Origin of the sequence: Paenibacillus aquistagni, from assembly GCF_900177815.1 — a bacterium.
Lineage (GTDB): Bacteria > Bacillota > Bacilli > Paenibacillales > Paenibacillaceae > Paenibacillus_B > Paenibacillus_B aquistagni.
This window is the reverse complement of record NZ_FXAZ01000002.1, coordinates 230,747-256,766: the sequence shown is the minus strand read 5'-3', so window position 1 is coordinate 256,766 and position 26,020 is coordinate 230,747. Positions and strand designations below refer to the sequence as shown.

Annotated in this window: 21 protein-coding genes; 17 read left to right on the top strand and 4 right to left on the bottom strand. The window is 47.8% G+C overall.

The window, feature by feature from the left end:
• Nucleotides 1–105 precede the first annotated feature (105 nt).
• The 3 genes from B9Y93_RS09925 to B9Y93_RS09910 all read left to right on the top strand — a co-directional run bounded on the left by B9Y93_RS09925 (nucleotide 106) and on the right by B9Y93_RS09910 (nucleotide 5,209).
• Nucleotides 106–2,211, top strand: coding sequence for a methyl-accepting chemotaxis protein (locus B9Y93_RS09925; protein WP_244903359.1), 2,106 nt, complete (start codon nucleotides 106–108; stop codon nucleotides 2,209–2,211).
• A 284-nt stretch (nucleotides 2,212–2,495) separates the two neighbouring features.
• Nucleotides 2,496–3,260: an ABC transporter ATP-binding protein gene (locus B9Y93_RS09915; RefSeq protein ID WP_280522892.1), complete on the top strand. Its 765-nt coding sequence runs from the start codon at nucleotides 2,496–2,498 to the stop codon at nucleotides 3,258–3,260.
• 29 nt (nucleotides 3,261–3,289) lie between these two features.
• Nucleotides 3,290–5,209, top strand: a complete 1,920-nt coding sequence (locus B9Y93_RS09910; RefSeq protein ID WP_085494255.1) for an FtsX-like permease family protein — start codon at nucleotides 3,290–3,292, stop codon at nucleotides 5,207–5,209.
• A 107-nt stretch (nucleotides 5,210–5,316) separates the two neighbouring features.
• Here B9Y93_RS09910 and B9Y93_RS09905 read toward each other — a convergent pair whose 3' ends face one another.
• On the bottom strand, nucleotides 5,317–6,189 hold the full coding sequence (locus tag B9Y93_RS09905; RefSeq protein WP_244903358.1) for a thermonuclease family protein: 873 nt from the start codon (nucleotides 6,187–6,189) through the stop codon (nucleotides 5,317–5,319).
• A gap of 228 nt (nucleotides 6,190–6,417) precedes the next feature.
• On the opposite strand from B9Y93_RS09905, the gene B9Y93_RS09900 reads away from it, so the two are divergent.
• From B9Y93_RS09900 to B9Y93_RS09855, 10 genes are all read left to right on the top strand, one after another.
• Nucleotides 6,418–7,614, top strand: a complete 1,197-nt coding sequence (locus B9Y93_RS09900; protein WP_085494254.1) for a nucleotide-binding protein — start codon at nucleotides 6,418–6,420, stop codon at nucleotides 7,612–7,614.
• A 76-nt stretch (nucleotides 7,615–7,690) separates the two neighbouring features.
• Nucleotides 7,691–9,007: a TadA family conjugal transfer-associated ATPase gene (locus tag B9Y93_RS09895; protein WP_244903357.1), complete on the top strand. Its 1,317-nt coding sequence runs from the start codon at nucleotides 7,691–7,693 to the stop codon at nucleotides 9,005–9,007.
• Nucleotides 9,008–9,853 carry a type II secretion system F family protein gene (locus tag B9Y93_RS09890; protein ID WP_176228886.1) on the top strand — a complete coding sequence of 282 codons (846 nt, stop codon included), beginning with the start codon at nucleotides 9,008–9,010 and terminating at the stop codon, nucleotides 9,851–9,853. It begins immediately after the preceding gene.
• A 16-nt stretch (nucleotides 9,854–9,869) separates the two neighbouring features.
• Nucleotides 9,870–10,748 carry a type II secretion system F family protein gene (locus tag B9Y93_RS09885; RefSeq protein ID WP_085494252.1) on the top strand — a complete coding sequence of 293 codons (879 nt, stop codon included), beginning with the start codon at nucleotides 9,870–9,872 and terminating at the stop codon, nucleotides 10,746–10,748.
• A gap of 32 nt (nucleotides 10,749–10,780) precedes the next feature.
• On the top strand, nucleotides 10,781–10,969 hold the full coding sequence (locus B9Y93_RS09880; RefSeq protein WP_085494251.1) for a Flp1 family type IVb pilin: 189 nt from the start codon (nucleotides 10,781–10,783) through the stop codon (nucleotides 10,967–10,969).
• Nucleotides 10,970–10,984: 15 nt separating this feature from the next.
• Nucleotides 10,985–11,704, top strand: a complete 720-nt coding sequence (locus B9Y93_RS09875; RefSeq protein ID WP_085494250.1) for a TadE/TadG family type IV pilus assembly protein — start codon at nucleotides 10,985–10,987, stop codon at nucleotides 11,702–11,704.
• Between the two features lie 21 nt (nucleotides 11,705–11,725).
• On the top strand, nucleotides 11,726–13,990 hold the full coding sequence (locus B9Y93_RS09870) for a hypothetical protein (RefSeq protein ID WP_085494249.1): 2,265 nt from the start codon (nucleotides 11,726–11,728) through the stop codon (nucleotides 13,988–13,990).
• Nucleotides 13,947–14,939: an AAA family ATPase gene (locus B9Y93_RS09865; RefSeq protein ID WP_244903356.1), complete on the top strand. Its 993-nt coding sequence runs from the start codon at nucleotides 13,947–13,949 to the stop codon at nucleotides 14,937–14,939. The genes B9Y93_RS09870 and B9Y93_RS09865 overlap by 44 nt, the downstream gene beginning before the upstream one ends.
• Nucleotides 14,940–14,981: 42 nt before the next feature.
• Nucleotides 14,982–15,479, top strand: a complete 498-nt coding sequence (locus B9Y93_RS09860) for a prepilin peptidase (RefSeq protein WP_085494248.1) — start codon at nucleotides 14,982–14,984, stop codon at nucleotides 15,477–15,479.
• Between the two features lie 32 nt (nucleotides 15,480–15,511).
• Nucleotides 15,512–17,407, top strand: a complete 1,896-nt coding sequence (locus B9Y93_RS09855) for a DUF6382 domain-containing protein (protein ID WP_176228885.1) — start codon at nucleotides 15,512–15,514, stop codon at nucleotides 17,405–17,407.
• Nucleotides 17,408–18,144: 737 nt separating this feature from the next.
• On the opposite strand, the gene B9Y93_RS09850 is transcribed toward B9Y93_RS09855, so the two are convergent.
• Nucleotides 18,145–19,056 (bottom strand): TIGR01777 family oxidoreductase, encoded by a 912-nt coding sequence (locus B9Y93_RS09850; RefSeq protein ID WP_085494246.1) that lies wholly within the window; start codon nucleotides 19,054–19,056, stop codon nucleotides 18,145–18,147.
• Nucleotides 19,057–19,212: 156 nt separating this feature from the next.
• Nucleotides 19,213–19,677: a DUF2621 family protein gene (locus B9Y93_RS09845; protein ID WP_085494245.1), complete on the bottom strand. Its 465-nt coding sequence runs from the start codon at nucleotides 19,675–19,677 to the stop codon at nucleotides 19,213–19,215.
• 122 nt (nucleotides 19,678–19,799) lie between these two features.
• Between B9Y93_RS09845 and B9Y93_RS09840 the strand changes: the two genes are divergently transcribed.
• The 4 genes from B9Y93_RS09840 (at nucleotide 19,800) to tkt (ending at nucleotide 25,157) form a co-directional block, all read left to right on the top strand.
• Nucleotides 19,800–20,924, top strand: a complete 1,125-nt coding sequence (locus tag B9Y93_RS09840; protein WP_085494244.1) for a deoxyribonuclease IV — start codon at nucleotides 19,800–19,802, stop codon at nucleotides 20,922–20,924.
• Nucleotides 20,925–21,049: 125 nt separating this feature from the next.
• Nucleotides 21,050–21,949, top strand: a complete 900-nt coding sequence (gene purU, locus B9Y93_RS09835; protein WP_085494549.1) for a formyltetrahydrofolate deformylase — start codon at nucleotides 21,050–21,052, stop codon at nucleotides 21,947–21,949.
• Between the two features lie 175 nt (nucleotides 21,950–22,124).
• Entirely contained in the window at nucleotides 22,125–22,781 is a 657-nt protein-coding gene (locus B9Y93_RS09830) for a protein kinase family protein (protein ID WP_085494243.1), read from the top strand.
• A 363-nt stretch (nucleotides 22,782–23,144) separates the two neighbouring features.
• On the top strand, nucleotides 23,145–25,157 hold the full coding sequence (tkt, locus tag B9Y93_RS09825; RefSeq protein WP_085494242.1) for a transketolase: 2,013 nt from the start codon (nucleotides 23,145–23,147) through the stop codon (nucleotides 25,155–25,157).
• A gap of 256 nt (nucleotides 25,158–25,413) precedes the next feature.
• On the opposite strand, the gene B9Y93_RS09820 is transcribed toward tkt, so the two are convergent.
• Nucleotides 25,414–25,941 (bottom strand): HPP family protein, encoded by a 528-nt coding sequence (locus tag B9Y93_RS09820; protein WP_240968161.1) that lies wholly within the window; start codon nucleotides 25,939–25,941, stop codon nucleotides 25,414–25,416.
• Nucleotides 25,942–26,020 lie beyond the last annotated feature (79 nt).

The following is a 26,020-nucleotide window of genomic DNA, read 5'->3' as shown; positions in this document are numbered from 1 at the left end:
TGTATGGAGATCGCCTGCACAGCAAGTAGAATATTTCAAGCAAGCAAGTGGAATAAGCAATATCAATATACATAGAAAGTTCCGGGAGAAAAGGAGATGACCCGAATGAAGAATGTTTTCCAACAGAAATCATCATCTTGGAAGGCACGTATGAATTGGGACCTAATGAAGCATCCCTTTAAGTCAATTGGTGCTAAGCTATTCATTATCTTTGTGGTAAGTATTCTTGTTTTTGTTGTTACTGTAGGCATTATCTCATACACGGTCTCGAAGCAGGCTATTGAGAGCAAAGTATCTGAGGCAAGCTATCAGACGATGATTCAGGGAGCGGAGAAAATAAACATGCGAGTGAGTCAGTATCTGACGATGAGCATGCAGGTTATGTTTGATCCGAATCTCGTGGAGTATTTGAAAAAAGGCATGAAGATGGAAGACTATACGTATGCAATGATTGAGAATCAGAACAACATTAAGTCTTCCTTGCAAAATTACACGATCAGCAATGATTTATTGCAAGAGATCTACCTTGTTCCATTGGATGGAAAGCGCTTGACTTATAACTCCAATGGATATCAGATCAAGACAGAGGATATTGTGAAGCATGACTGGTTCCAGAAGGTGGTTGATGCGAATGGTGCCGTGGTATGGCTTGAGACGATGCCTTCAGGCCTGGCAGATTTGAAGCAGCCGACCTTCGGTCTTGCAAGAGAAATGCGGGATTCAGGAACAGGTAAAGCGGATTATGTCATCATCATGGAGATTAGTTTGAATGCGCTCTCGGAGTCGCTTCAAAGCCTTGAATTGGGCGAGGGATCTGAGCTTCGCGTCATTAACCCTGAAGGGCGAATTATGTATGCTGCTGATGAAGCGGAATATACACAGCCTGCTCCAGAGTGGATGGTTCCACAGAAGGATGAGAAGGCGAAGGAATGGACAGGCAGCTCCTTCGTCCGAAATTCGGATGGCGAGCAGATGCTTACGGTATACCACCAGATCAAGACAAATGGATGGCTGCTGATTGGCGAAATTCCGGTAAAAGAGCTGGTTAAAGATGCGAATAAGATTCTAGTCGTTACCTTGATTTGTGTCTTGGCGGCAACGCTGATTGCGCTTGTCATTGGCTGGTTCGTGATGCGTATGATCTCGAAGCCGCTTCATTCCTTGCGCGAGCTTATGAATGAAGGCGCACAAGGCAATCTCGCTGTACGGGCCAAGACAAACTCAGAGGATGAGATAGGTACGTTGTCGAAGGCGTTCAATACGATGATGGAGCAGATCACAGGACTTGTGAAGCAGACAGAATCGAATGCAAGCGCAGTGCTTGCTACAGCGGAAGCCTTGTCTGAGGCCTCAAGAAGCACCGCGGTATCCGCGCGGGAGATTGCCGTTGCTACGGAGGAGATCGCCAAAGGCGCAACCAGTCTTGCGGTAGAAGCAGAACGCGGACATGATCTGACATATAATATGGCCAACCAAATGAAGAGTGTAGTTGAAGCCAATACCGGAATGGAGCAATCCGTTCAAGAGGTGGAGAGCGCAAGCAACAACGGGGTATCCAATATGGGAGCTCTCATGCAGCGCACTGGTACTACGGAAGAGATGATGCGTTCGCTTGCTCACAAGGTCAATGAGCTTGGCGGCAGCACGAAGTCCATTCGTCAGATTATCGTCGTCTTGAATAATATGTCCAAGCAGACGAATATCCTGTCTCTTAATGCTACGATTGAAGCTGCAAGAGCCGGCGCTGCAGGCAAAGGCTTCATGGTCGTAGCCGATGAGATTCGCAAGCTTGCAGATGAGACGCATACTTCATTGGATACTGTGGCTTCGATTACCGACCAGATTGAAAAGGAAATTCACGAGACGGTCGAAGCCTTGTCATCAGCCTTCCCGATCTTTGAGCAGCAGACCGATGCGGTTCGTGATACCGACCAGATCTTTACACAGGTGCAAAATAAGATGGAAGGCATGGTCAGCAATCTGGATCATGTAACAAGCAACATCCAGCGCTTGAATGAAGCACAGACTTCCTTGATCGAAGCGATGAGCAACGTTAGTGCCGTAGCAGAGGAAGCTTCGGCAACTTCCGAGGAAGTGGCTTCCTTGAGCGGAGAGCAGCTGAATATCTCAAGCCATCTTGTCGAGCTGTCTCAGCAGCTAGAAGAAGTATCTTCAAGCCTCAAGGCTTCCTTGACAAAGTTCAAAGTATAGTTGAATGAATCGCATAAAGCGAATCATGCTTGTCTAGTCAGTCAATAAATGCGAGTCTAGGTTCGGGGATCTCATATGCGTTCATCGACCTGATAGCGATCATCATGGCCTGCTTTCCAGCAATATGCTGGAGAGCAGGCCTCTTTTGCATGCAGCATTCGCTCACGAGAGCTTCCCTGACAATAATGAAAGGTAGCTGAAAGCTTAATCCAACGATCCCCGCAGTCTTGTCTTCTATAATAAACTCAACAAAAGAACACGAGGGAGTGGAATCAAGCATGGAAATGCTTAATGTTCGTCATGTCGTAAAGACCTATGAGGGAAAAGTGGCGACGCCAGTGTTGAAGGGAATCGATCTTACAGTTGAGCAAGGCGAGTTTATAGGCATAATGGGTCCGTCTGGGAGCGGGAAGACGACCTTTCTAAATACGGTAGCAACGATTGATAACCCTACCTCAGGAGAGGTATTTATTAATGGCATTAATCCGCATCTCTTGAAAAAAGAGAAGCTTGCTTCCTTCCGCAGACGCGAGCTTGGGTTCGTCTTTCAAAGTTTCAATTTGCTTCATACCTTGACTGTTGAGGAAAATATAATGCTGCCCCTTACACTTGAAGGTGTGAGTGTAAAGAAGATGAAGCGTGACGCCAATGAATTGGCGGAGCGGCTTGGCATCAGCGGCATTATGAAGAAGCGCACCTATGAGATCTCAGGCGGGCAAATGCAGCGCGTAGCGATTGCAAGAGCGATTATTCATCGTCCGAAGCTCGTATTAGCAGACGAGCCTACCGGAAATCTGGATTCAAAGGCATCGAGAGATGTAATGGAGACCCTTGAGGACATCAATCGCAATGATGGTGCGACGATGATGATGGTTACGCACGATGCCTTTGCAGCGAGCTACTGCAGCCGGGTTATTTTTATTAAAGACGGTGTCATGTATAAAGAAATTCGCCCAACTTCGAATCGTCAGGTCTTCTTCCAGCAGATCATGGAAGTGCTTGCGATTATGGGCGGCGATCAAAGTGAATTCAGTCCAGGAAGAGTATAATCAACAACAGCGGATAGGAGGTGTCAGCGTTGAGCTTTCGTCAATTAGCTTTTAACAATGTGTTTCGCAACAAACGGACGTATGCGGCCTACTTTTTAAGCAGTGCCTTTTCCGTTATGATCTTTTTCGTATATTCAATTATTGCTTATCATCCCGACATGAAGGGCGGACTTATCCACCAAGTAGCCGTTACCGCGATGAATTCTGCTCAGTGGATCGTATATGTATTCTCCTTTTTCTTTATCTTGTATTCCGTAAGTGCGTTTCTCAAGACGCGCCAGCATGAATTCGGAGTATTAATTATTCAAGGGATGTCTCATCGTCAGTTGAATCGATTGATCTTTTTGGAGAATCTGCTGATCGGCTTCGCTTCGATCTTGGCAGGAGTAGGCGCAGGTTTGCTGTTTGCCAAGCTTGGACTTCTCGTTGGCGGCAACATGATGGATGTGCAGCTGCCGTATTATATTGCGCCTAGGGCAGTAATATTAACGGTTGTTTCCTTCTCCATTTTGTTTATCGTCATCTCATTGATGACACAATTTATGGTGAATAAGAGCAAGGTCATTCAGCTGCTGCAAGGAACAAATAAGCCTAAAAAAGAGCCAAAGGCTTCCATATGGCTGTCTTTGCTCTCAGCCTTGTTGCTTGGCGGAGGTTATACCTTAGCTGCAACAGCCACTGCAGCCACGATTGGAATGCTCATGATCCCTGTCATTATGATGACGATTATCGGGACATACTTCTTGTTCTCTCAGCTTAGTGTGTTCATTATTAATTTGTTGAAGCGCAATGACCATTTCTTCTTGCGTAGGACAAATATTATTACGATATCGGATCTGGCTTATCGGATGAAGGACAATGCCCGCATGTTCTTTATGGTATGTATCGTATCGACTGTGGCCTTTTGTGCAGTGGGGACGCTGGCTTCTTTTGGCGTGATGGATAAAGAAATGGAGCTCAATATGCCGTTTCCAATCAGTTATTCTGCACTAGATGAGAATCCGGAGGCGCTGAAGCAGCTGCAGAGCATTGAAGCTCAATTCAAAGAGAAGAATATCAGCTACACCAAGACTTTGACCCCATTCTTAGTGGATCAAAGCAAGCAGTCTGGCAGCAAGGTTCGCATTGTAAGCGAGTCGGAATTCAATAAGATCGCGCAGCTGCTGAAGATGGATACGCTGGAGCTGCAAGGCGAGGAAGCGAAGCTTCTGCCAGACAACATTGCTCAAAGCCAATACTTAGATAATGCGAACAAGACCATTACGCTTGAGAAGAGCGGCGTAACGGTATCCGCACATGGGCGTACAGACGGCCCTGTATTTACACAGGGAATGATGTACAACGGTATAGTAGTCTCAGATGAGATGTACGCGAAGATCGCAAGCCAAGCGGATGCATGGACCCTTTCGGGCTTCCAGATGGAGGATTGGGAGGATACCAAGGACATTGGCTCCGATGTGGATAAGGCGCTAATGGAAGCGCGAGAAGCCTACTATTCGAATCGTGACAAGGCGAAAGAGCCGCAATTTGACTTTTCCTCCCTAGCAGGGAATAATGCTGAGATGAAACAGATGTACAGCATCATGCTGTTCTCCGCACTATTGGTTGGTGCCGTATTCTTCATCGCAGCAGGCAGCTTCCTGTACTTCCGCCTGTACACAGATTTAGAGCAGGACAAGGAGCACTATCGTGCAATCGGCAAGATTGGCTTGAAGGATTCGGAGCTTAGCCGCATCGCTACGTCACAGCTCTTGCTGTTATTCTTTGTACCGATCGTGGTTGCCATCATTCACAGCATATTTGCTTTTACAGCTCTGCAGAGCCTGATGAATTTGTCCATAGCAGGCCAGACCTTCAAGGTGCTCGCAGGTTTTACGGTTGCTCAGATTCTATACTTCCTGCTTATTCGTTGGCGTTATATGAGTCATCTTAGACAAGCGGTGCGCTAACATAAGGGGATAGCAAAAGGAAAACAGACCTTCTTCATTCAACGGTACAGGCGTACGTCGGATGATAAGGTCTGTTTTTACTAGTTGTGCTGCTTTACGATTGCTATTTATCTTGCAGATGACCGATAGCCTGCATGCTTGGCATCATCTTCCGTGCAGAACATTTCCTCTGCCTTGGTTTGTTCATAGTAAGCGCCGCCCGGCACATGATAGATTTTTTCCTTTTTAGCGTTGATATTGCCTTTAATATCAGGTTTCTTGCATCCTCCGGATGCTGTGTTCTTGTTTGCTGCCTTGCTGCTTTCTTTGTCTGAGGACGGGCTTGCCGAATCCTCTTTTGAAGAAGCGGGGATGGATTCCTCGTTATGTATGTTATTGGAGGAGGAGCTGCTGCCAGAGGCTTGCTGCTCTTTTCCCCATAGGCCGATTCCCTTTTCCCGTGCTTCACGCTCAAGCTTAACAAAGTGATCGGCATACATTACATTCGGAGCGATCGTCATTGTATTCGCATAGCCCTCGATCACTAATGTATCGTTGAACATTTGCGGGTCTTGATCGATAAAGACATATCGCAGCCATCTGCCGTATCGATCCGTGCTGCCTGTATCCTGAAACAAATATACTTTCTTGCCGGTCAGCTTGTCCTTGGCGAATTGGCTCGCTTCTTGGCCATAGTATTGGACTTTGCCATGAACCTCAGGCGTGTTAACGCCGATTAAGCGGACCTTCTCATCATTCGCTGCAACGAACGTGTCTCCATCTACAACGCGTTTTACGGTCGAAACTTCATATGGTTTGTCTTTTAAATCAGGATATTTCAATAGGATGTCCCTAACGAAGCTGTCTTCGACGGTTTTAAATTCATTCGAAGAACTGCACCCGGATAAGACGGCGAGCATAACAATTCCACACAGTCCATAGATGACCCAATGACCTATGCGCTGCTGGTATGTACGGAGTGGTTTCTTGGTTGTACGCATTACGTGTTTCTCTCCTTCCAATACTAAAGTATGGCAAGAATCCAAACGATTCGCAAGTATTCGTAGATACAATTGTATGGATGTATTGCTAGGCTGGAAATATTATGATATATTACTTACAAATCAATACAGTTATCGTACGGAAGCACCGTCACGAGGACTATGCATGGTCATAGTCTCTTGTGACGGTTTTTTGCGTTTATATCCCATTTAGGAGGTCAGTTTATCATGCATCAAGTGCAGCAATGCTGGGTAATCGGATTGCCGGATAAGGCTCTGCTGGAGCGAATTCGCGATTATTGGAAGCACAGCTTATATGCAGATCGTGTACATCTTAGAGTCTTCTCGCAAATGGACACGCTAAGACATTATGTAGGGCTGCAGACCGATGTTCAACTGCTCATTGTTGATCCGGAGTGGAAGGAAGAGGTTCACGCAGATCTCTTTGAGGGCGGAGACGGCACATCCATCACGGTGGTTGAGATGGATGAGGCGGGCAGTTTCTGGCATGAGGCATGCGTGAAGGAGAGCACGGCTTCGTATCGAGTTACGCCGTATCAACCGTTGTCTAAGCTATTTGAGCAGCTGTGGGGATTGGGGCTTTCGATCGCAAAGATCTCGGAAGATCCGATGAAGGACAAGCAGGACGCCGCCCGCACCCCCATATGGACCATAAGTTCAGGCGGAGGAGGCGCAGGCAAGACAACCATTGCAGCACATCTGGTTCAATATGCATCTGAGCGAGGGCTGCGCACATTTTATTGGAATATGGATTGGATTCATGAATGGGGGCACGAAGCTCAGTCGCCACGTGCACACCAAGCGGATTCTCAAGCTTACGAAGGCAGCTTCTCCAAGCTCATTTATTGGCTGTCAAGAAAGGAGACCTTGGAAGCGATTCCTCCTGATCCTTATATTCTGCCTATGGAAGAGCTTCGTGCAGATACTTTTGATTCCAATATTCGCAGAAGCGAATGGAATGAACTGGATCATGAGGCTGTCACCAGCATCTTGAACTGGCTCTCAGGACTTGAACGATACGACTTGATCGTGCTCGATACTTCTTCGAATCATCTGCTCGCTGAGGCAGCTGTGCTTGTAAGCGATCAAGTTATATGGGTGTTGACAGATGATTGTTCACAGATTCGCAAAAGTGAGCGCTGCTGGAAGAAGTGGGGGAATCACACGGAGGGACGCAGTATTGCAGGACGCATGCAGATTGTTGTGAATCGCTATATGGGAGCATGGATGAACAACTTCACCCGCGAGTCTAGTGTACAAGCCTATCTCCCGTATATACCGCAGTGGAAGCAGCGGCAGCGGATGGATCAAGGGGGGAGTTCGGAGGTGTTCCAAGCAGCCTTTCAAGCATGGATTCAAAGCACAGCCCAGTGGATGCATACAGGCACTCCTTCCCGTGGATAAGTGATGTCAGCTTATTTAGGAGATAAGATTGCTGCCCGTTATCATGATGCCAAGAAGAGCAGGAGTGTAGCGCACTATGAGAAAGATACGAAGTACGGGGATGCAAGCTGAGTCCCTTTACGATACAGAGGATGCTGACGGACAGCAGGAACGCCTCAATCTTCATGAGCTGAGTGTTCGCATTCGCCACCAGGTAAGAGGACAGCTGGAGTGGGAACAGAGCATAACGGATGAAGAGCTTGAACGCAAGATTGAGCAGTGCTTGTTCTCGTCTAGCGAGGTCAGCATGATGTCTGCCTCGGAGATGAGGCAGGTAGTGAAGCGAGTATACCACTCCTTTCGCGGTCTTGATGTTCTGCAGCCGCTGGTAGATGATCCTGCGGTCACTGAGATTATGATCAATGGTCCAGAGGAGATCTTCATTGAACGGAAGGGACTCATGCTTCAAAGTGAGATTCGATTCGAAAGCGCAGATAAGCTTGAAGATGTCATTCAAGCTATCGTTGGGCAAGTCAACCGAGTGGTGAACGAATCCACGCCGATTGTCGATGCGCGACTTGCAGACGGCTCCCGAGTGCATGTGGTCCTGCCACCGATCGCGCTTAAGGGTCCTACGGTGACCATTCGCAAATTTCCCGAACGCCCGATGACAATGGAGGACTTGGTACAATGGGGCGCATTGCATGCGGAAGCAGCTATGTTGCTTAAGCAGCTTGTGAAGGCGAAATACAACATTTTTATTAGCGGTGGAACAGGCTCAGGCAAGACGACCTTTTTGAATGCATTATCACAATATATTCCGGCCGATGAGCGAGTGATCACGATTGAGGATGCTGCTGAGCTTCAGATTGTGACGGTGCCCAATCTCGTCTCACTGGAGACGAGAAACGCCAATACCGAAGGCAAAGGGGCGATTCCAATGAGAGACTTGATTCGTGCATCGCTTAGGATGAGGCCGAATCGGATAGTCGTAGGCGAGGTGCGTGGAGCGGAAGCGCTGGATATGCTTCAGGCGATGAATACAGGACATGATGGGAGCTTAAGCACAGGGCATGCCAATGGGGCGCAGGATATGATGAGCCGCTTGGAGACAATGGTGTTAAGTGGAGCGCATCTTCCGCTTGCTGTGGTCAGACAGCAGATTGCCTCTGCACTCGATATTGTTGTGCATCTTGCCCGGATAAGAGATGGCTCTCGTAAAGTAATCGAAATTGCAGAGGTAATGGGAATGGAGGGAGGTGAGATTAAGCTGTCGCCATTGTATCGTTTCGAGGAGACCGGGGAGCAGGAGAGTCGAGTTCTTGGGCAGCTAAGATCTGATCAGGCCTTGAATCAGCGCTGGAAATTGAAGATGGCAGGGATTGTGCTCTCAGATGAGTTGGAGGTGACGTAGATGACTGCAGTTCGAGAAGAGAAGAAGAGGCACCCTGCCATCAGCAGAAAAAAGAAAGGGGTCGTTAAGGAGCAGCCTAATGCCGAAGTAGAGCCAGAATCAAGTCTTCCTCTATACACGGAATATGAGCTCTCGAAGAAAGAGTATGGTATGGCGCTTTTGACAGGTATCGCTGTGATGTCTTTGATCGGAATGTTGTTCTATAAGCACTGGCTTGGGATTGTCATGATTGGCAGCATAGGACTTTATTATCCTAAACTTCGCCGCAGGTCATTGTTAGAACGAAAAAGGTCTCAGCTGTCTATGCAATTCAAGCAGGCTCTCTACTCCTTGAGCTCGTCATTGTCGGCCGGTCGTTCGATAGAGAATGGCTTTAAAGAAGCCATTCAGGATCTAATCTTGCTGTATCCTGGCCTGGATGCAGACATGATACGGGAACTGCGCATCATTAAGTTTCGCATGGAGAATGGGGAGCCGATGGAACGAGCGATAATGGACTTTAGCAAGCGGGCGCGGCAGGAGGATATTGCGAACTTTGCAGATGTCATCGTGACATGCAAGCGCATGGGCGGGGATCTTATTGAGGTCGTTCGGAGAACTTCCTCCGTTATTGGAGAGAAGATGGATATTATGCAAGAGATCGAGGTTCTGGTCGCACAGAAGAAGCTGGAGATGAAAGCGATGATGGCAGCGCCATTTCTCTTTCTCAGCTTCCTCAACTTCAGCGCTCCGGACTTTCTCCTTCCGTTGTATGAAGGTGTTGGTCGAGTTATTGCTACGGGATCGCTGCTTCTGCTCTTTGTTGGAGTGTGGCTGATCAGTCGAATGATGAATATCCGAGTATAAGGGAAGGAGGGGGACGATGCTCCCAATCTGGCTGTGGCTCTCATTATTCGCATTGGGATTCTTGCTGCTGTGGGTAGGCAATCAACGAAGCTATGCTGAGTATCAAGAACTGTTGTCTCACGCTCCAGAGCTGAAAAAGCTGAGCAAGTGGCTCCCCTGGATGCTTACCATCCTCAAGCGATATCAGTCCACTCTTGATACCCATCCCGTTCTCATGCCGCTAAGACAAGCTATATTTCAATTGCATGGCCCCCATGACTATCACAATCGTTTTCGTTTCATAACTGCTGAGCTCGGATTCTACCTTTATGCGGGTCTTCTCATCGGACCTTTGCTGGCAGCGATCACAGATGGAAGCTTTATGAACATGTTTGGAGGTCTTGTACTAGGAATCATTCTCCCACTTGCAAAGTGGAAGGACGTATTAAGTCGAGCAGAACGGAAGCGTCAGGACCTTCAGCTAGAGCTTCCAGAGCTTCTTAGCAAGCTGACTTTGCTCGTTCAAGCAGGCGAGACCGTTCCCCGTGCGCTGCAGACATGTCTCGAACGCAAGCGGGGAGAGAGCAAGCATCCTCTATATCTTGAGCTTGATCGTATGCTTAAGGATGTTGCTAATGGCTATGCCTTTCCACAAGCCATGGAGCAATTTGCCAAGCGCTGTGCCATTCAGGAAGCCGCTATGTTCTCTACTACTCTGCTGATCAATCAAAAGCGAGGAGGGCAATCCTTCGTGCTTGCCATGGAAGATCTCGGCAGGCAGCTGTGGGAGAAGCGCAAGGCGGTTGCGCGTATGCGCGGGGAAGAAGTTTCCACCAAGCTTATTTTTCCTATGATGCTTATGTTTCTCGTGTTGTTGGCACTTGTTGGCGGTCCGGCACTGCTGATGATGCAGTAATCCCTATTTGTTACACAAAGGAGAGATTATCAATGCTAAATGCGATTACCAAGCAAGCTAACAATCTTTGGACGGAGGAGGATGGTCTTGGAACCGTTGAGCTAGTCGTTATTATCGCTATTATTGTTGTGATCGCTTTATTGTTCCGCAAACAAATCGAAAGTTTTATTACAGACTTGTTCAATAAGACCAAAACCAAGTCCAATGAAATCTTTAAGTAAAGAGCGGTATGCAGGATGACATTCATTCATCTTCGATCCATCATCAACCGAAGCCGGGTGAAGCTCCGTAAAGGGCTAAGACAAGCTTCGTCTGAGGACGGCACCCTCATGATTGAAGCGTCCTTTGTCCTTCCCATTATTTTATATAGTACGATCGCCATCGTGTTTTTCGGTATGTACATGTACTTGATGGTTATCACTACGCATGCAGCGGCGCTTGCCTCAGACCGGGGAGCTGTTGTCTGGGATAACAGCTATAAGGACCCAAAGACAGGGCAATATCCAGAATTAAAGAGAGATCCGCTGTATTGGCGTCTGCTGCAGGACAAGATGCTGGATCGCGTCTTTGGAGGAGGGGGAGCAGATGGAACCAGCTACACCATATCCTTGCCGGCATCATCTCATGGTGGCAGTCTGCCTGAGAAGAAGATGGCATTGGGAGCGCAATTTCTGCCTCATGCTTACTTGGGAGAGGTGTCCTTCGGCAGTGCCTTTGTTGAGCGGACATTAACGGCTGCGGTCAAGCGGTCCGTGTTCGATAACAGCTTTGAGAAGCTTACAGGTCAGCGAATCAAGCTGGAAGGAGCTTCGATCAGCGCTATTGTCGAGCCTGTTGAATTTATTCGAACCGTAGAATTTGCTAGATATATGACAACGAAGATTCAAGCTATGAATCACTTGGGAGCAAGTCCCAAGCGGGCAGGGCAAGTGGTATCCGATGCGGCCAAACCATAGACGGAACAAGGAGATAATGTGATGAAGAATACGTGGGCCTTAAGCAAGATCCTATTATTTTTTCGAAGAAGGGGTTCTTGTTCGCTAAGAAAAGGTGACCGGGGAGCAGTCTCTATCTTTTTGATCTTTGTTACAATGGTTGTCTTTTCCATCATGGCTGTGCTCATCGATTATGCTCGAATTGCGGCCTTCGAGTGGCGGACCGAGGCTTCGGCACAAACCTCGATTCGTTCGATCATGTCCGCTTACGAACCTTCACTTCAAGAACGATATGGATTGTTTGCATACGGGCAAACGGATCCCGCTCTTATTGCGGAGGAGGTGCTTAGCGACCATGCGCCAAAAGGCGCCGAAGGCTTTACTTGGGTAACAATGGAGGTGGATCAGCATTCTTCTTCTATTACTCGCCCACTAGGGAGACTGGAACAATTTGATCAACAGATTATGGAGGATATGAAATATAAAGCCCCCGTTCAGGTTGCCTTTGAATTGATCGGCAAGATGAAGCCTGTATCAGGTGCCATGCAGGAGGCTGCGCAAACGACAGAGCTCCTAAATAAAGTTCGCAAGGACTTTGACAAACGCAATAAGGAGCTAGACCATGCGCTTCGATTCCAAAAGCAGGCGCGAGATGAAGCGGTAAGCTCGGATATTGGACACCGTATTGCAGATGATATTCGTTTTTTGTATTCAGATGATCCGGTGGGGTCCATCTCTTTTGCTTCAGATATCGCCACCCAATATGCAGATTATGCTCGAATGGTTCGAGAGGATGCCGAGCTTGAAGAAGAGGAGAAGATCCATGGCAGCTCGATCAAGCAGTACGAGAATGGTGCAAGAAATATGTCTGACAGCATAAGACGCTCAGCAAGCCGAGCACAGGGCAGGCATGCCACGCAGATCGACCGCTCTATTCAAGCTCTGCAGCAAGCGAGAATCTTAAATCAACAGATGAAGACCACGATTCAGCAGGTGAGAGCCTCCCAGCAGGGTGAAGGCTATAATCAGGTAAACCAGTCTTCTGTGGGAGATGCAGGTCAATCGGATGTTTCCGAGAAGTTGAAGACGGTCAATGAGTCAGTGGATTCCTTGGTGCTGCCTGATAGCTTCTTCGAAGAATATGAGACCGAACTTCAGAAGCAGAAGACGAGCTACGCATTGCTGGATAGCGAAGCAGGCTCCTTTCAATCTGTAGTAGGAAGCGCTCTTGGGGGTGGAGGGTCAGCTTCTGGTTTAAGAGGGGCGGTAACAAGCATGTGGCGGCTGTGGGAGCAGTACAACCGCGATTATGTGAAGAATCCGAATAACATCATAACGGACCGCGAAGCGGAGATATCCAAGCTTAAGGCTTCTAATAATGAACGGAGGAGGTTGGAGAAGGAGGCGAACGAGAGCTTAAATCAAGTGACCAGCTTATTGTCTACATTGACTAATATGGATCAATCCCTTCAGGCTCATCGAGCTGCTTATCAGGATATCCAAGCGAAGGCTGAAGCGATTAGAGCATACAATCAGAAGCCGATGTCAGAGGGGGACTATAGCGGACGCATTAAGCAAGATCCTTCGGATGCAGCCGAACAGTCTATGGAAGGGATGGATGATCTTTATTCTGGTCTGGGAGAATTCATGGTTGGCGCACGTGAGCGGTTGTATCGCAATGAATATGCATTCAATTATTTTACGAGCTATGATCCTACTAAGCTTAAGGGACTGTTTACTTCCAAAAATCCAACCGAAGAGCTCATTCAGTCCTTAAGCATACATAATCAAGAATTGGAGTATGTCATGTATGGCTATCATGATCCGATGAAGAATATCGCGGCTGCATATGGCGAGATATTTGCTATGCGGCTTGCCATACGGACCATGGAAGGCTTCGTTCAATGTGCGGGAGGCGCTCATCCCCTCATCATTTTGGCATGTGCAGTAGCCAAAGGCTTCAGCATGGCACTCAGCGATATGATCCAACTTGTGACCGCGAATGCAGTTCCATTATCCATGTATACTCCGAATATCCGTTTATCCTACAGCGATTTTTTGCGCCTCTTCATGATGATGCATGGTGACAAGGAGGACATGCTGATACGCATGCTTGCCTTAATTCATTACAATACCGGCATTGATCCCATAAAGCAGAGGACATATGGCGAGATTCATCTTGAAGCTAGGATGAAGCTGTGGTTCTTGCCTGGAATGATGAAGATGCTTGGACAAGCTGGCGCATTGGAAGGGGAGGTGAAGGATGGGTATTATGAGACGTCGCGCGTCTCCGCCTATTCCTACTAGAGCTGATAAGGGATGGCGGCAAACCGAAGGCAGCATTGTTGTTGAAGCCTCCATTCTGCTCCCTATGATTTTGCTTCTGTTTTTATTCTTTGTATACCTGATTCAAGCAGCTGTAATCTCTACCGCACTGCAGTCTGCGGCGTCTAATGCCGTTAAGCAGGTTGCAGCCCATCTCTATCCTATTCAAAAGGTGGTAGAGAACGCGCCGCCACTTACAGAGACAGGAGCTCTTGGGCAAGCACTCTCTCGCCCGCCTGCTATGCTGATGAAGCTTACAGCGCAGCAATTTGTTCATCAGTTTGGATCAGACCTGCCAGAGCCGTTGTCCGGAATTGCTCAGGATGCGGGGGCTTGGTTTGCTGAACAGGCAGAGGCGCTTGGCGAACAGGCGCAGGCTGCTGTCGGGCAGGCGCTGTTTCACCCCCTGCTGCAGCGTTACGGGGTTCAGCACATCTTGAAGCCAGACAAAGTCCGTGTGACCCATCTTAGGCTGCCGGATCTGAAGGAGAAGCGGGAGCCATTTGTAGCTTTGCAGGTGGAATATGATTTGCCGATGAGAGTTCCTCTACTGATGAAGACGGTCACCTTAACGGCTAGAGCATCCGAAAGAGCCTGGATTGGAGACGGTCCCCCTCCAGAGACACAATCATCGGGATCAGATCAAGATAAGCAAGCGCCTCAGATTGTGAGCATTGAGCCTAATCCTTTGAAGCCGGGGCATCGCGCAAAGCTGACAGCGAAGGCTGCTCCTCATGAGCAAGTGAAGCTCATTGTATATTACAAAAGCGGAGAAAGCATAGCGAAAGGCCTTGTATGGAAGCAAGCAGATACAGAAGGAAATGTTTCCTGGGACTGGCATGTTTCTGGTTCTACAACAGAAGGAAGGTGGCGGCTTAAGGTCATATCAGAGAGCGGAGCTGCTAGCGATATGAGCTTTGGGGTGGAATAATGAATCATTTGCAGATTCGCGGCTTTATTGGAGGGAAACAGCATGATAACAGATGCAGCTGCCATGGTGCTTCTAGGGGCGGCGAGTATTACAGATATCAAGAGCCGGAAGATTCCTAATGGGCTGACTGTGTCAAGCACTGGTCTAGGCCTTCTCTATTATGTCGTTACACAGGGCATATCTGGATTGTGGTTCAGCGGAGCAGGAATGCTGCTCGGGTTCCTGCTCTTGTTCCTGCTCTATCTGTTCAAGGTAGTTGGGGCCGGGGATGTGAAGCTGTTTGCTGCATTAGGAGCTTGGGCTGGAGCAGCTTTAGTGTGGAGTATCTTTGTTTATTCTATTCTCATTGGCGGAATGATTGGCCTGTTTCTGCTGCTCTATCATTTCCGATCCTATGGCACACGTTTTGCACAGGTGATTCTAGTGACACTAGGGCTGCGCAATCTTGTCGTGTTAAAGGAACACTTGAAGCGACCTGCTACATTTCCATTTATGATCGCGGTGTTTCCCGCGGCACTTGTAGCCTATTTTATCGGTTAATGCGCCAAGAAGGCAGGAAAGGAGGAGGTGAAATGTACGGATATACAGCTGAGTTCTTCCATGAGGGCCAAATTCTGATGCTCCTGCATCGTGAGCCTGCTCTTCGCTCGCATGATATGGATATCCACTCTCTAAAAATGCTTCAGCGAAATCGAATCCCTCATATTCTGCATGTTGATATGCAAGAGCTCGACTTTGACGTAACTTTGCAATATGAGATTAGCGGTAAACGGATGCTGCAGCAGCTAATACGAAGTGAGCAGTTGTCTGAGCAGCAGTATTATGAATGGATGCTTCAGCTTCTAAAGTTATTGATCGACTGTCGAGAGTATATGCTCAGCCCTAATCACCTGCTGCTGCATGAGCAATTTATGTTTGTGCAAGGTGGGGTACAGCAGGGTCAATTGTTTGTCCCCTACATTCCAACAAATGATCCACTTCATGCGAAGGCCGCGTTGGAAGGACTTAGACGGCTTGCGGTGCAGTTGTCGGGTATTGTACAGCATTGGAGCTCAGATGGCTTCCAACAGCTGATTCGTAAGCTGCATGACGACAGCCAATCAATAGAACAAATTCAGCACTTTGTCCAATCGATGATGGCATATCAGCCAATCGTTCAACCTGATCTTCATCGTGCTGACTTTCATCCGCGTGAAAGCAGCTCGCATAGGGTTGAATACTCAATGGGATTAAGGCAAGAAGAAATGAACCAGGAACTGACCTATGCGGATCGACAATCATCGGGGAGCATGGAGCAGCGAGAGAGCATAAGATTGCCGTTCGGGATAACCGAGCAGCCATCGGTTCAGGCAGATGATATGAACATAGAGAGGAATATTCGAAATTCAACTTCACATGAAGTCGATTGGGGTTTTGATGAGGAGGAAGACAGCGAGGAAGAACAGCCGACACAATCCCTAATAATCAGTTTGGGCGTTTCATTATTTATTGCTGCATTGGGCTGGAAGTTTGGTTATTTCACATCTTCGAATGCAACGGGGTTGATTCTGAGCATTGGAGCTACCGTTATTGGGGCTATTGTAGGTTATGGTTGGTGGAAGGGATGGTTTCATTCCATGCTTCGGCTGCCAACGGTGGAACCACAGCGAAGAAGACAAGCAAAGAAGGATAGCGGTGATCCCCTGCTGCCTGACTTCGCTTCAATAGAGCTTACATCACAATTAAAGAGAACACGGGAGAAGAGAAAGAGTAAGCCCTCGCGTCCTATTAGAGACATTCAGTCAGACTCTAATCATGCCTTATCAACAATGAATAGTGATGTGGAGCAAAGGACAGCCCATGACAAGTTCACGCCAAGACAAGCAGCTCACGGTGCTTCCAGCTTTCCTAATGTCCATTCGCACCCTTATCAGCAAGTTCGTTCTAGTCCATTAGAAAGCCCTTCTTCTTATGAAGAACGCAATACAGAGCATGGGTGGCACGAAAGACGAGGAGGCAGGGATCAAGGGAGTGATGAGGATTATAAATCCTCTTCAATGGAAAGGCATTATGCTATGCTTTCCGCCCATACTTCAATATTAAGCGGGGGACCACAGGATGCTACTGCATTGCTGCTCCCATCCAATACTGCGGATGGAGGTCAAGATCTTCCATTAGGGCAGCTTAGAATTGAAAAATTAGCTCGAGATGGAAGTACACTGTCTGAGGAGAGAATTGCAGGGGAATGGCCTTATGTCTTGGGGCGTTCTAATCAGGGCGTTCATTATGTGCTTGCAGAAGCGGGAATATCAAAGCTTCATTGCGAATTGGAGAAGGATGAGGCGGGCTGTTACACCGTTCAGGATCTGGGCTCCAAGAATGGCACCGAACTGAATGGAGAGCTTCTTGTTCCATATAAGAAGTATGCTCTTGATGACCGAGCACGGTTAAAGCTTGGGAATACTATTCTCATTATTCATCATCTATAGGGCAGTATGAATGGCAATGTCATTACCGAATTGCTGCTGATTTGAATCTGAAAGAATAAACAAATTTTCCAAAGATACCGATTATGTATATAAGTTGACAACGAAAGCTTATAAGCGCTGCCTTCTGTTCATTGAATTGATGCAGGATGTTTATTATTGTAAGAAATATAATATCAAATCCAATTTTACAAATGTAGGACAGAACAAAAGAGCAAGAAGCACGTATAAGTTAGATAGGATAAGTTACACGGAACACATAATAAGATACAAAGCGAGAAATGGATAAGTTACACGAAACGAATAAGCTACAGAGCGAGAAAAGATAAGTTACACGGAACAAATAAGCTACAGAGCAAGGAATATGTAGGTTAAGACGCACTCATAGGTTATAACGCTTTAATAAGTTAAAGAAAACAATATGATAGCTATACGATATGTTTTTATAGGTTATATCGAATGATGGGCTGGCAGGCTTATAAGTTATGATCCTCGTTGCAGCTATACTTTCCAAGATGGCATTCAGAGTAAGGTATTCTAACTAAGCTGATTGTTTGGCTTCGTAGGAGAACAGTAAGGTACTGGAATATGTAATGGTATCTTGGGGAAAGAACATCTATCCCTATAAATAAGCATCCACAACGGCTTCGAATGTGCGTCACGCGAGACCGGCATGGATGCTTATTTATTTATCTCTTAATGGAGCAGCTTGGATGTACCTTGAGCGCGGCCTTATATGACTAATAAGTGGCCTGTGCTTCGCATTGCTTGATCGCTTGGACAGCACGTTCTGCTGTGCCATATTGAAAGGCGAATCCATGCTCTAATGCTTTGGCTGGATATACATGTTGTCCCTCAAGCAGCAGGGAGGACATCTCCCCGAAGAGCAGATGAAGCATCCAAGAGGGGACAGGCATCCAGTATGGACGACGATACACCTTGGCAATTGTTCTGCCGAACTCTCCATTGCTCAAGGATTCAGGCGCAGCAGCGTTTACCACTCCGGACACAGACGGCTCCTGCATAATAAATCGTATTAATTGTATCATGTCATCCAGGTGGATCCATGAAAATGGCTGCTTCCCTGAACCGACAGGTCCGCCCACTCCTAGCTTGAAGGGGAGGGCCATTGTGGGGAATACGCCCTGCTTAGGGGCCAATACAGGAGCAATTCTCAGCTTAACCGTTCGTTCCGCTGGAATTCGGTCTGCGCTTTCCTCCCACTTCTGAACGACTCTTGCCAGGAAGTCATCCCCTTGCTGAGTGCTTGATTCATCGAATATTCCTGTATTGGAGCTTCCGTATATGGAGATCCCTGAAGCATTGATCAGGAGTGGAATGGGGTGGCCCAGCGATTCTGACCACTCCGCAATTCTCCTAGCCGAAAGGGTTCGGGAAGCGGTTATCCGATTTTTCGCTTGAACAGTCCATCTTTGGTTGATCGTTTCGCCAGCGAGATTAACAACCGCATCCACCATCTGAGGTCCGCTCTGCTGGAAGTCTGTCCATCGAGTAAGGGTAACCTGCTCGTCTGTGTTCTCTTGATTAACAGGGGAACGTGTAATGACGGTTACCCGATGACCATCAGCCTGCAAGCTGCGAACGAGGGCGCGTCCAATGAGTCCCGTTCCTCCAGTAATAAGTACATGCATAGCGACCTCCCCCTTAGGGTCCAGAGTCTAATGATCGAGTGACAGATGCTGCATCGCATGGCTGTCATAGGGCTGCTGTCTCGGGAGTACAATGCGATATTTGGATGCAGCTCGTTTGCACTCTATGAATAATGGATATTCTAAGTATACTTCGCTCTACTGCAGAAGATGCTTGAAGCGAGCATAGTCAATCTCATGGCGCTTCAAGGTTTTTTCCAAATAAGAATGATCGCGCTTCGGGGTAGCCTTGATATAGCCTTCGATTACATGATCTTTTGTTACCTGAGAAGCACCGCTCTCGACTGCGATCTGTCCAATCCTCGCTGCGATGCTGTGTGCTGCAATATCGCGAAAAGCTTTAGGAACGGGTTGCACGAGCAATTGAAGCAGTTCTTTGGATTCTTCAGTCCATAGGCTTCTGCTCTTCTCTACCCAATAATTCTGCCAATCGAGCTTGGACTTCCCGTCTCTCATCGGCAGAACCTTGAGAAACTTGCGAAACATAAAGAATCCCCCGATAGACATAAACCCGAGCATAATCAAACCCCAAAAGGCGATAGAGTTCATGAACCAATTGGGCGGCCCTGATGTATTTAGGGGAAGCAAGGAATAATGGATCATCTGCCTTCACCTCGTTTATTTACCTTAATTTGCTAATGAATACAACTTGAATTATACCGCATTCCTAGATTTATTTCGATATTCCTAGTAAAATAAAGAAATATCTTGAAAGGAGCTGTAATATGCTTAAAATCGGATCACATGTATCATTTTCTGACAAAGGGTTATTGTCGGCGGCGACAGAAGCGGCCACCTATAGCTCCAGCTCGTTTATGATCTATACGGGAGCGCCGCAGAATACGCGTCGCAAACCGATTGAATCGTTATATATTGAGGAAGGCAAGGAATTGATGGCAAAGAACGGTGTCGAGGAAATTGTCGTTCATGCTCCGTATATCATTAACCTTGGCTCGTACAAATCCAATACGTTTGATTTGGCGGTAAGCTTCCTGCAAGAAGAGATCAAGCGGACGCATTATGTCGGTGTGAAGCAAATTGTGCTTCATCCTGGCGCCTATACGGATAAAGATGCTGAATATGGCATTAACCGCATAGCAGAAGGGCTGAATGAGGTTCTTCGCAATACGAATGATACCGACGTGAATATTGCGCTTGAAACGATGGCTGGAAAAGGCACAGAGATCGGCCGCAGCTTTGAAGAAATTGCTGCGATAGTTGACAAGGTAGAGTTCAATGAACGCTTGTCCGTTTGCCTTGATACCTGCCATATTCACGATGCAGGCTATGACATTGTCAACGATCTGGATGGCGTTCTGAAGAACTTCGACCAGACCGTTGGGCTTGACCGCATTGCGGTCGTGCATCTCAACGACAGCAAGAATCCAGTGGGGGCTGGGAAAGACCGTCACACGCCGGTGGGATCTGGCTGGATTGGTTTTGAAGGCATTAATGGCGTTGTGCAGCATGAGGCTTTGCAAGGCCGTCCGTTTATCTTGGAGACGCCGTGGATCGGCAAGGATTCGAAGAAGCAGCGTCCGATGTATGAGGCGGAGATCGCACTTCTTCGCGGCAATGTTGCTGCTCATTTTGGACAAGACTTTGTTACAGATGTAGAGCGACTAGCTCATTTCTTTGCTGATGAAGGCATTGACCGTCGTTCCTTTGTCATCGATACTTGGACTTTGCTTAAAAATGATGCCAAAGCGAAAAAGGCGGACCCGCGCGAGCCGCTTGAGCGATTGTACGACAAGGCTGTCGAGGGGCAAGTGCTGCCTGATCGCACAGAAGAAGAACTGAACCAACGCATTACCGTATGGCTGGCGGGCGAGCAAGCTCTTCAGGCGTAGTTGTTTATCATGAGTGCAATAATCATGAGTGCAGTACTCAAGGTGCAACGCTCGTGAGCAGTAGAGATTAAGGCATGGCTAATAAGCCTAGATATGATTCATTAACAATGGGGGATGGAGCGGAGATGACACACCAACTGACTAGGTCTCACTCGCAAGAAAGCAAGGTTAATGAGAATCGAGCACGGATGCTGATATCCTGTCCGGATCGGGCAGGGATTGTCGCTGCGGTATCGCAGTTTCTTTTTGAGCACCATGCCAACATTGTACAGTCTGATCAATATACGATGGATCCAGAGGGCGGCATGTTTTTCATGCGGATCGAATTCGATATGGATCAGTTGAATGAGCGGCTTCCTGCTTTGAAGGAGCACTTTGCTGCGATTGCAGCCAGCTTTGAGATGAAATGGCAGATCAGCTGCGTAAGCGAGAAGAAGCGTCTAGCCATCTTTGTATCGAAGGAGGATCATTGCTTGCTGGAATTGCTCTGGCAGTGGCAGGCGGGCGACTTGGATGCGGAGATTGCGATGGTGGTGAGCAACCACGAGGATATGAGAGAGTATGTGGAATCCTTTGATATTCCGTATCATTATATCCCTGTGACGCATGACACGAAGGCCGAAGCGACGAAGCAGCAGCTTGAGCTCGTAAATGGCAGTGCTGATGTGATCATCTTAGCTCGCTACATGCAGATTATTGCACCTGCGTTTATCGAGCAGTATCAGAACCGCATCATCAATATTCACCACTCCTTCCTGCCGGCATTTGTTGGCGGCAAGCCGTATCACCAAGCGTTTGAGCGCGGGGTGAAGCTTATTGGGGCCACCGCTCATTATGTAACAGAGGAGCTTGATGGCGGGCCGATTATTGAGCAGGATGTGGGCCGCGTTACGCATCGCGCGGATGTGAATGAATTAAAGCGCATCGGTCGTACGATCGAACGTGTTGTGCTGGCGCGTGCGGTACATTGGCATGTGGAGGATCGTATTCTCGTGCATCAGAACAAGACGGTGGTGTTTAATTAGCACTGGGTAGTCATCAAAATACGAAGGCTGGACGACGATTGATTCGAGTCCAGTCTTTTTTTGCATGCTGCTCAATCATTCATTTTGTCTTTATTTTTCATATTAGGATGGAAGGATTTGTGTCTGGATGATATATTGAACTGTGGTTCTGTAAATAAGGTTAGGTGATACAGCCATGGAACATATCAAAATTATGCAAGCCATTCAGTGGATTGAGGATGAGCTTCTGCATTCGTTATGCGTAAACAGCGAGTCCAGCGATGACCCGGTGGTTGCATCAGGGATTCCTCAGGGCTGGCAGCTGCTGGGCACAGGCAATTATGCTGCCGTCCTCGCAAGAGGAGATTCTCCTTGGATTGCCAAGGTATATGCGAGGAATCGGCCTGGACTAGATGAGGAAGCAGAGGTCTATAGAAGGCTTGGTCCGCATCCCGCGTATGCGGCCTGTTATTATAAAGGCGACGGATATTTGATCTTAAAGCGGCTGTACGGCACAAATTTGTATGATTGCCTGCTGCATGGGATCAGCATTCCGCCGTCCGTCATTCGAGATGTAGATGAAGCGCTCGCGTATGCGCGCTCAAGGGGCTTGAATCCAAGAGACATTCATGGGAAAAATATATTCAATGACAAGGGGAAGGGCAAAGTAGTAGACGTGAGCGACTTTCTGCTGGAAGGAAGCGATCATGTGTGGCGTGATACAAGACAAGCCTATCATTGGATCTATCGCCCTATATCTGCTGTCTGTACGATTCGACTGTCTGAACCGATGCTGGAGCGGCTTCGCAAGCTGTACCGGAGATTTAGAAAACGGTCCCGTCATGAGCATTGATTGTTTTGATTTAAAGGAATAAAGGATAGGCTATGGATTGAGAGGCGTTTTTAATTTATAATTATTATTATGTATTGTCGCTTGCTGCAACATTGTGGAGGCTATTAGGCATTGTATTCCTCGTGAAAGTTTGTTCACGGGCTTCGCATTATGTTCAAGTGATGGTATAGTAATACCAACAAATAGACAAGATGAAGGCGAGCATCTGTAACCTTGTAAGAATATTTGTATTTCGCTGAGGCGCAATCACCATTCTTATGCGGCATAAAATAACCTCTATACGCGGTCGTTCATCACGAAGGACTCCGATAGAAGTATTTCTCACCTTACATTTCTTGTACATAGAGAGGGAGGAAATCAGCAATGACAGCAACACCTATTGATCAGCTATCGATTGCTACGATTCGTACTTTGGCTATTGATGCTATTGAAAAGGCTAAATCCGGCCATCCAGGGATGCCTATGGGCTCAGCCCCTATGGGGTATCATCTTTTTGCAAAAGCCATGACTCATAATCCAAGCAATCCAACTTGGATGAATCGCGACCGGTTCGTGTTGTCTGCAGGACACGGTTCCATGCTGCTGTATAGCCTGCTTCATCTGAGCGGCTACGATCTTCCTATGGAAGAGATCAAGAACTTCCGTCAATGGGGAAGCAAGACCCCAGGTCACCCTGAGTTTGGACATACGGCAGGGGTAGAAGCAACAACTGGACCGCTTGGTCAAGGGATTGCAATGGCTGTAGGGATGGCGATGGCAGAAGCACAGCTAGGCGCGACTTACAACCGTGAAGGATATAACTTGATTGATCATCATACGTACGTGATCTGCGGTGATGGAGACTTGATGGAAGGTGTAGCAAGCGAAGCAGCTTCACTCGCAGGTCACCTGAAGCTTGGCAAATTGATCGTGCTGTATGATTCCAATGATATTACGCTTGATGGCGAATCCAACCTAAGCTTCAGCGAGAATGTTCGTCAGCGTTTTGAGGCATATGGCTGGCAAACGCTGCTTGTAGAGGATGGCAACGACTTGGCTGCGATCGAGGCTGCAGTAAACAGTGCTCGCACGGTAGCGGACAAGCCAACCTTGATTGAAGTGAAGACGGTAATCGGCTACGGAAGCCCGAACAAGCAAGGCAAGGGCGGACATGGCGGTACGCACGGTTCACCGCTTGGTGCTGATGAAACGAAGCTTACTAAAGCCTATTATGAGTGGGAGCATGAGGACTTCCATGTTCCTCAAGACGTATATGACAACTTCAAAGCGAACGTCCAAGACAAGGGCGAAGCTGCAAATAAAGAGTGGGACGCACTGCTTGCCAAATACGAGCAGGAGCATCCAGAGCTTGCGAAGCAATTGAAAGAAGCGATTGCGGGCGAGCTTCCAGCAGACTGGGATGCTGAGCTTCCTGTGTATGCAACAAGCGACAAAGCGGTATCGACACGCGTCGCTTCCGGTAACGCGCTGAACGGCCTTGCGAAGCGAATTCCTTACCTCACTGGCGGTTCTGCCGACCTTGAGAGCTCAACCATGACGCATCTCAATGGCTTGACGAACTTCAGCGCGAAGGACTATAGCGGACGCAATATTTACTTCGGTGTGCGTGAATTTGCAATGGCGGCAGCAATGAATGGCATGATGCTTCATGGCGGCGTGAAGGTATTCGGCGGTACATTCTTCGTGTTTACCGATTATCTTCGTCCGGCGGTTCGCTTGTCTTCGATTATGGGCTTGCCTGTTACTTATGTGCTCACGCATGACAGTATCGCAGTTGGGGAAGATGGCCCTACCCATGAGCCAATCGAGCAATTGGCTTCGGTACGCATCATTCCTGGCCTCACGGTGCTTCGTCCGGCTGACGGCAACGAGACATCTGCGGCATGGGCGTATTCCATGGAGAACAAAGGCAATCCGGTTGTGCTCGTGTTGACTCGCCAGAACCTGCCGATCCTTGAAGGAACGGCAGAAGCAGCACGCGAAGGTGTTGCTCGCGGTGCTTATGTGGTAGCGGATGCGCCTAACGGCAAGCCGCAAGCGCAAATCATTGCAACAGGCTCCGAAGTACAGCTCGCGGTTCGTGCACAACAAGCATTGGCTGAAGAAGGCATTCAAGTTCGTGTCATCTCCATGCCAAGCTGGGATCTGTTCGATAAGCAGCCGAAGGAATATCGTGATTCCGTTCTTCTGCCAGATGTAAAAGCACGTCTTGCTATCGAGATGGCTTCTCCATTCGGTTGGGAGCGTTATGTTGGGGATCAAGGCGATATCCTGGGCATCAGCACATTCGGTGCTTCCGCGCCTGGCGATAAAGTGATCCAAGAGTATGGCTTTACGGTAGAAAACGTGGTTAGCCGCGTGAAGGCGCTTCTGTAACTTCACGGCATCATGTAAACACCAAACTGTTACGCAACAGCAGCATGAAGCTGGGAATAATGGCTTGAAAAGCCGCAGTTGATGTGTCAAATTCCCGGCAGTCTGGGACATATAATGATTACGCAGGACCTTAGAGCTCCCACGTTTGTGGGATCTAAGGTCCTTTTTTGTTTGCAATACAGCTTTGATCTGCAAGTGACAGTGGTGTGTAAGCTGGAGCATTAGGCATGCATCATTGCCGTATGCTTCTTTTTGATCAAAACCAGAACTTGGGGTAATGGCGTTGTTCGTCGAGGTTGTTCAATAGCAAAGCGATGAGTACGATCACCAAAGATCCGATCAAAACAGGATACAGGAGAAAGGACCACGAGCTTCCCGACATGATGACGACGATGGGATTAGCGCCAGCCGGTGGATGCGTGGTGCGAGTCAGATGCATGAAGGTGATCGATAAGCCGACACCAAGTGCAATGACCCAATAGGAGCTGCCGAATAGGTGAAACAGCAATAAGCCGACTGTAGTTGAAACCAGATGACCCCCAATAATGTTCCGAGGCTGGGATAGCGGGGCTTCCCATACGCCGAACGCCAATACACAGCTTGCCCCGAATGGAGCCATCAGCCAAATCGCTGATGTAAGATCTGTTAAGTAAGCAAGCAGGCCGATTGCCAGAAAACCGCCTAGAAATCCGATGAGAGCTGTTCGAAGCGACACCTTCAGAGGGCTCCTTCCCGCACCGGTCATTTTAGCAAAGTACTTTGTGAGCAGAGGTTTAGTATGCATTAGACATCCCATCCTTATAAGTTTATAACTAAATTAATAGTTAACTAGTAATATGTAATATAATTTACGTATTCTTTTC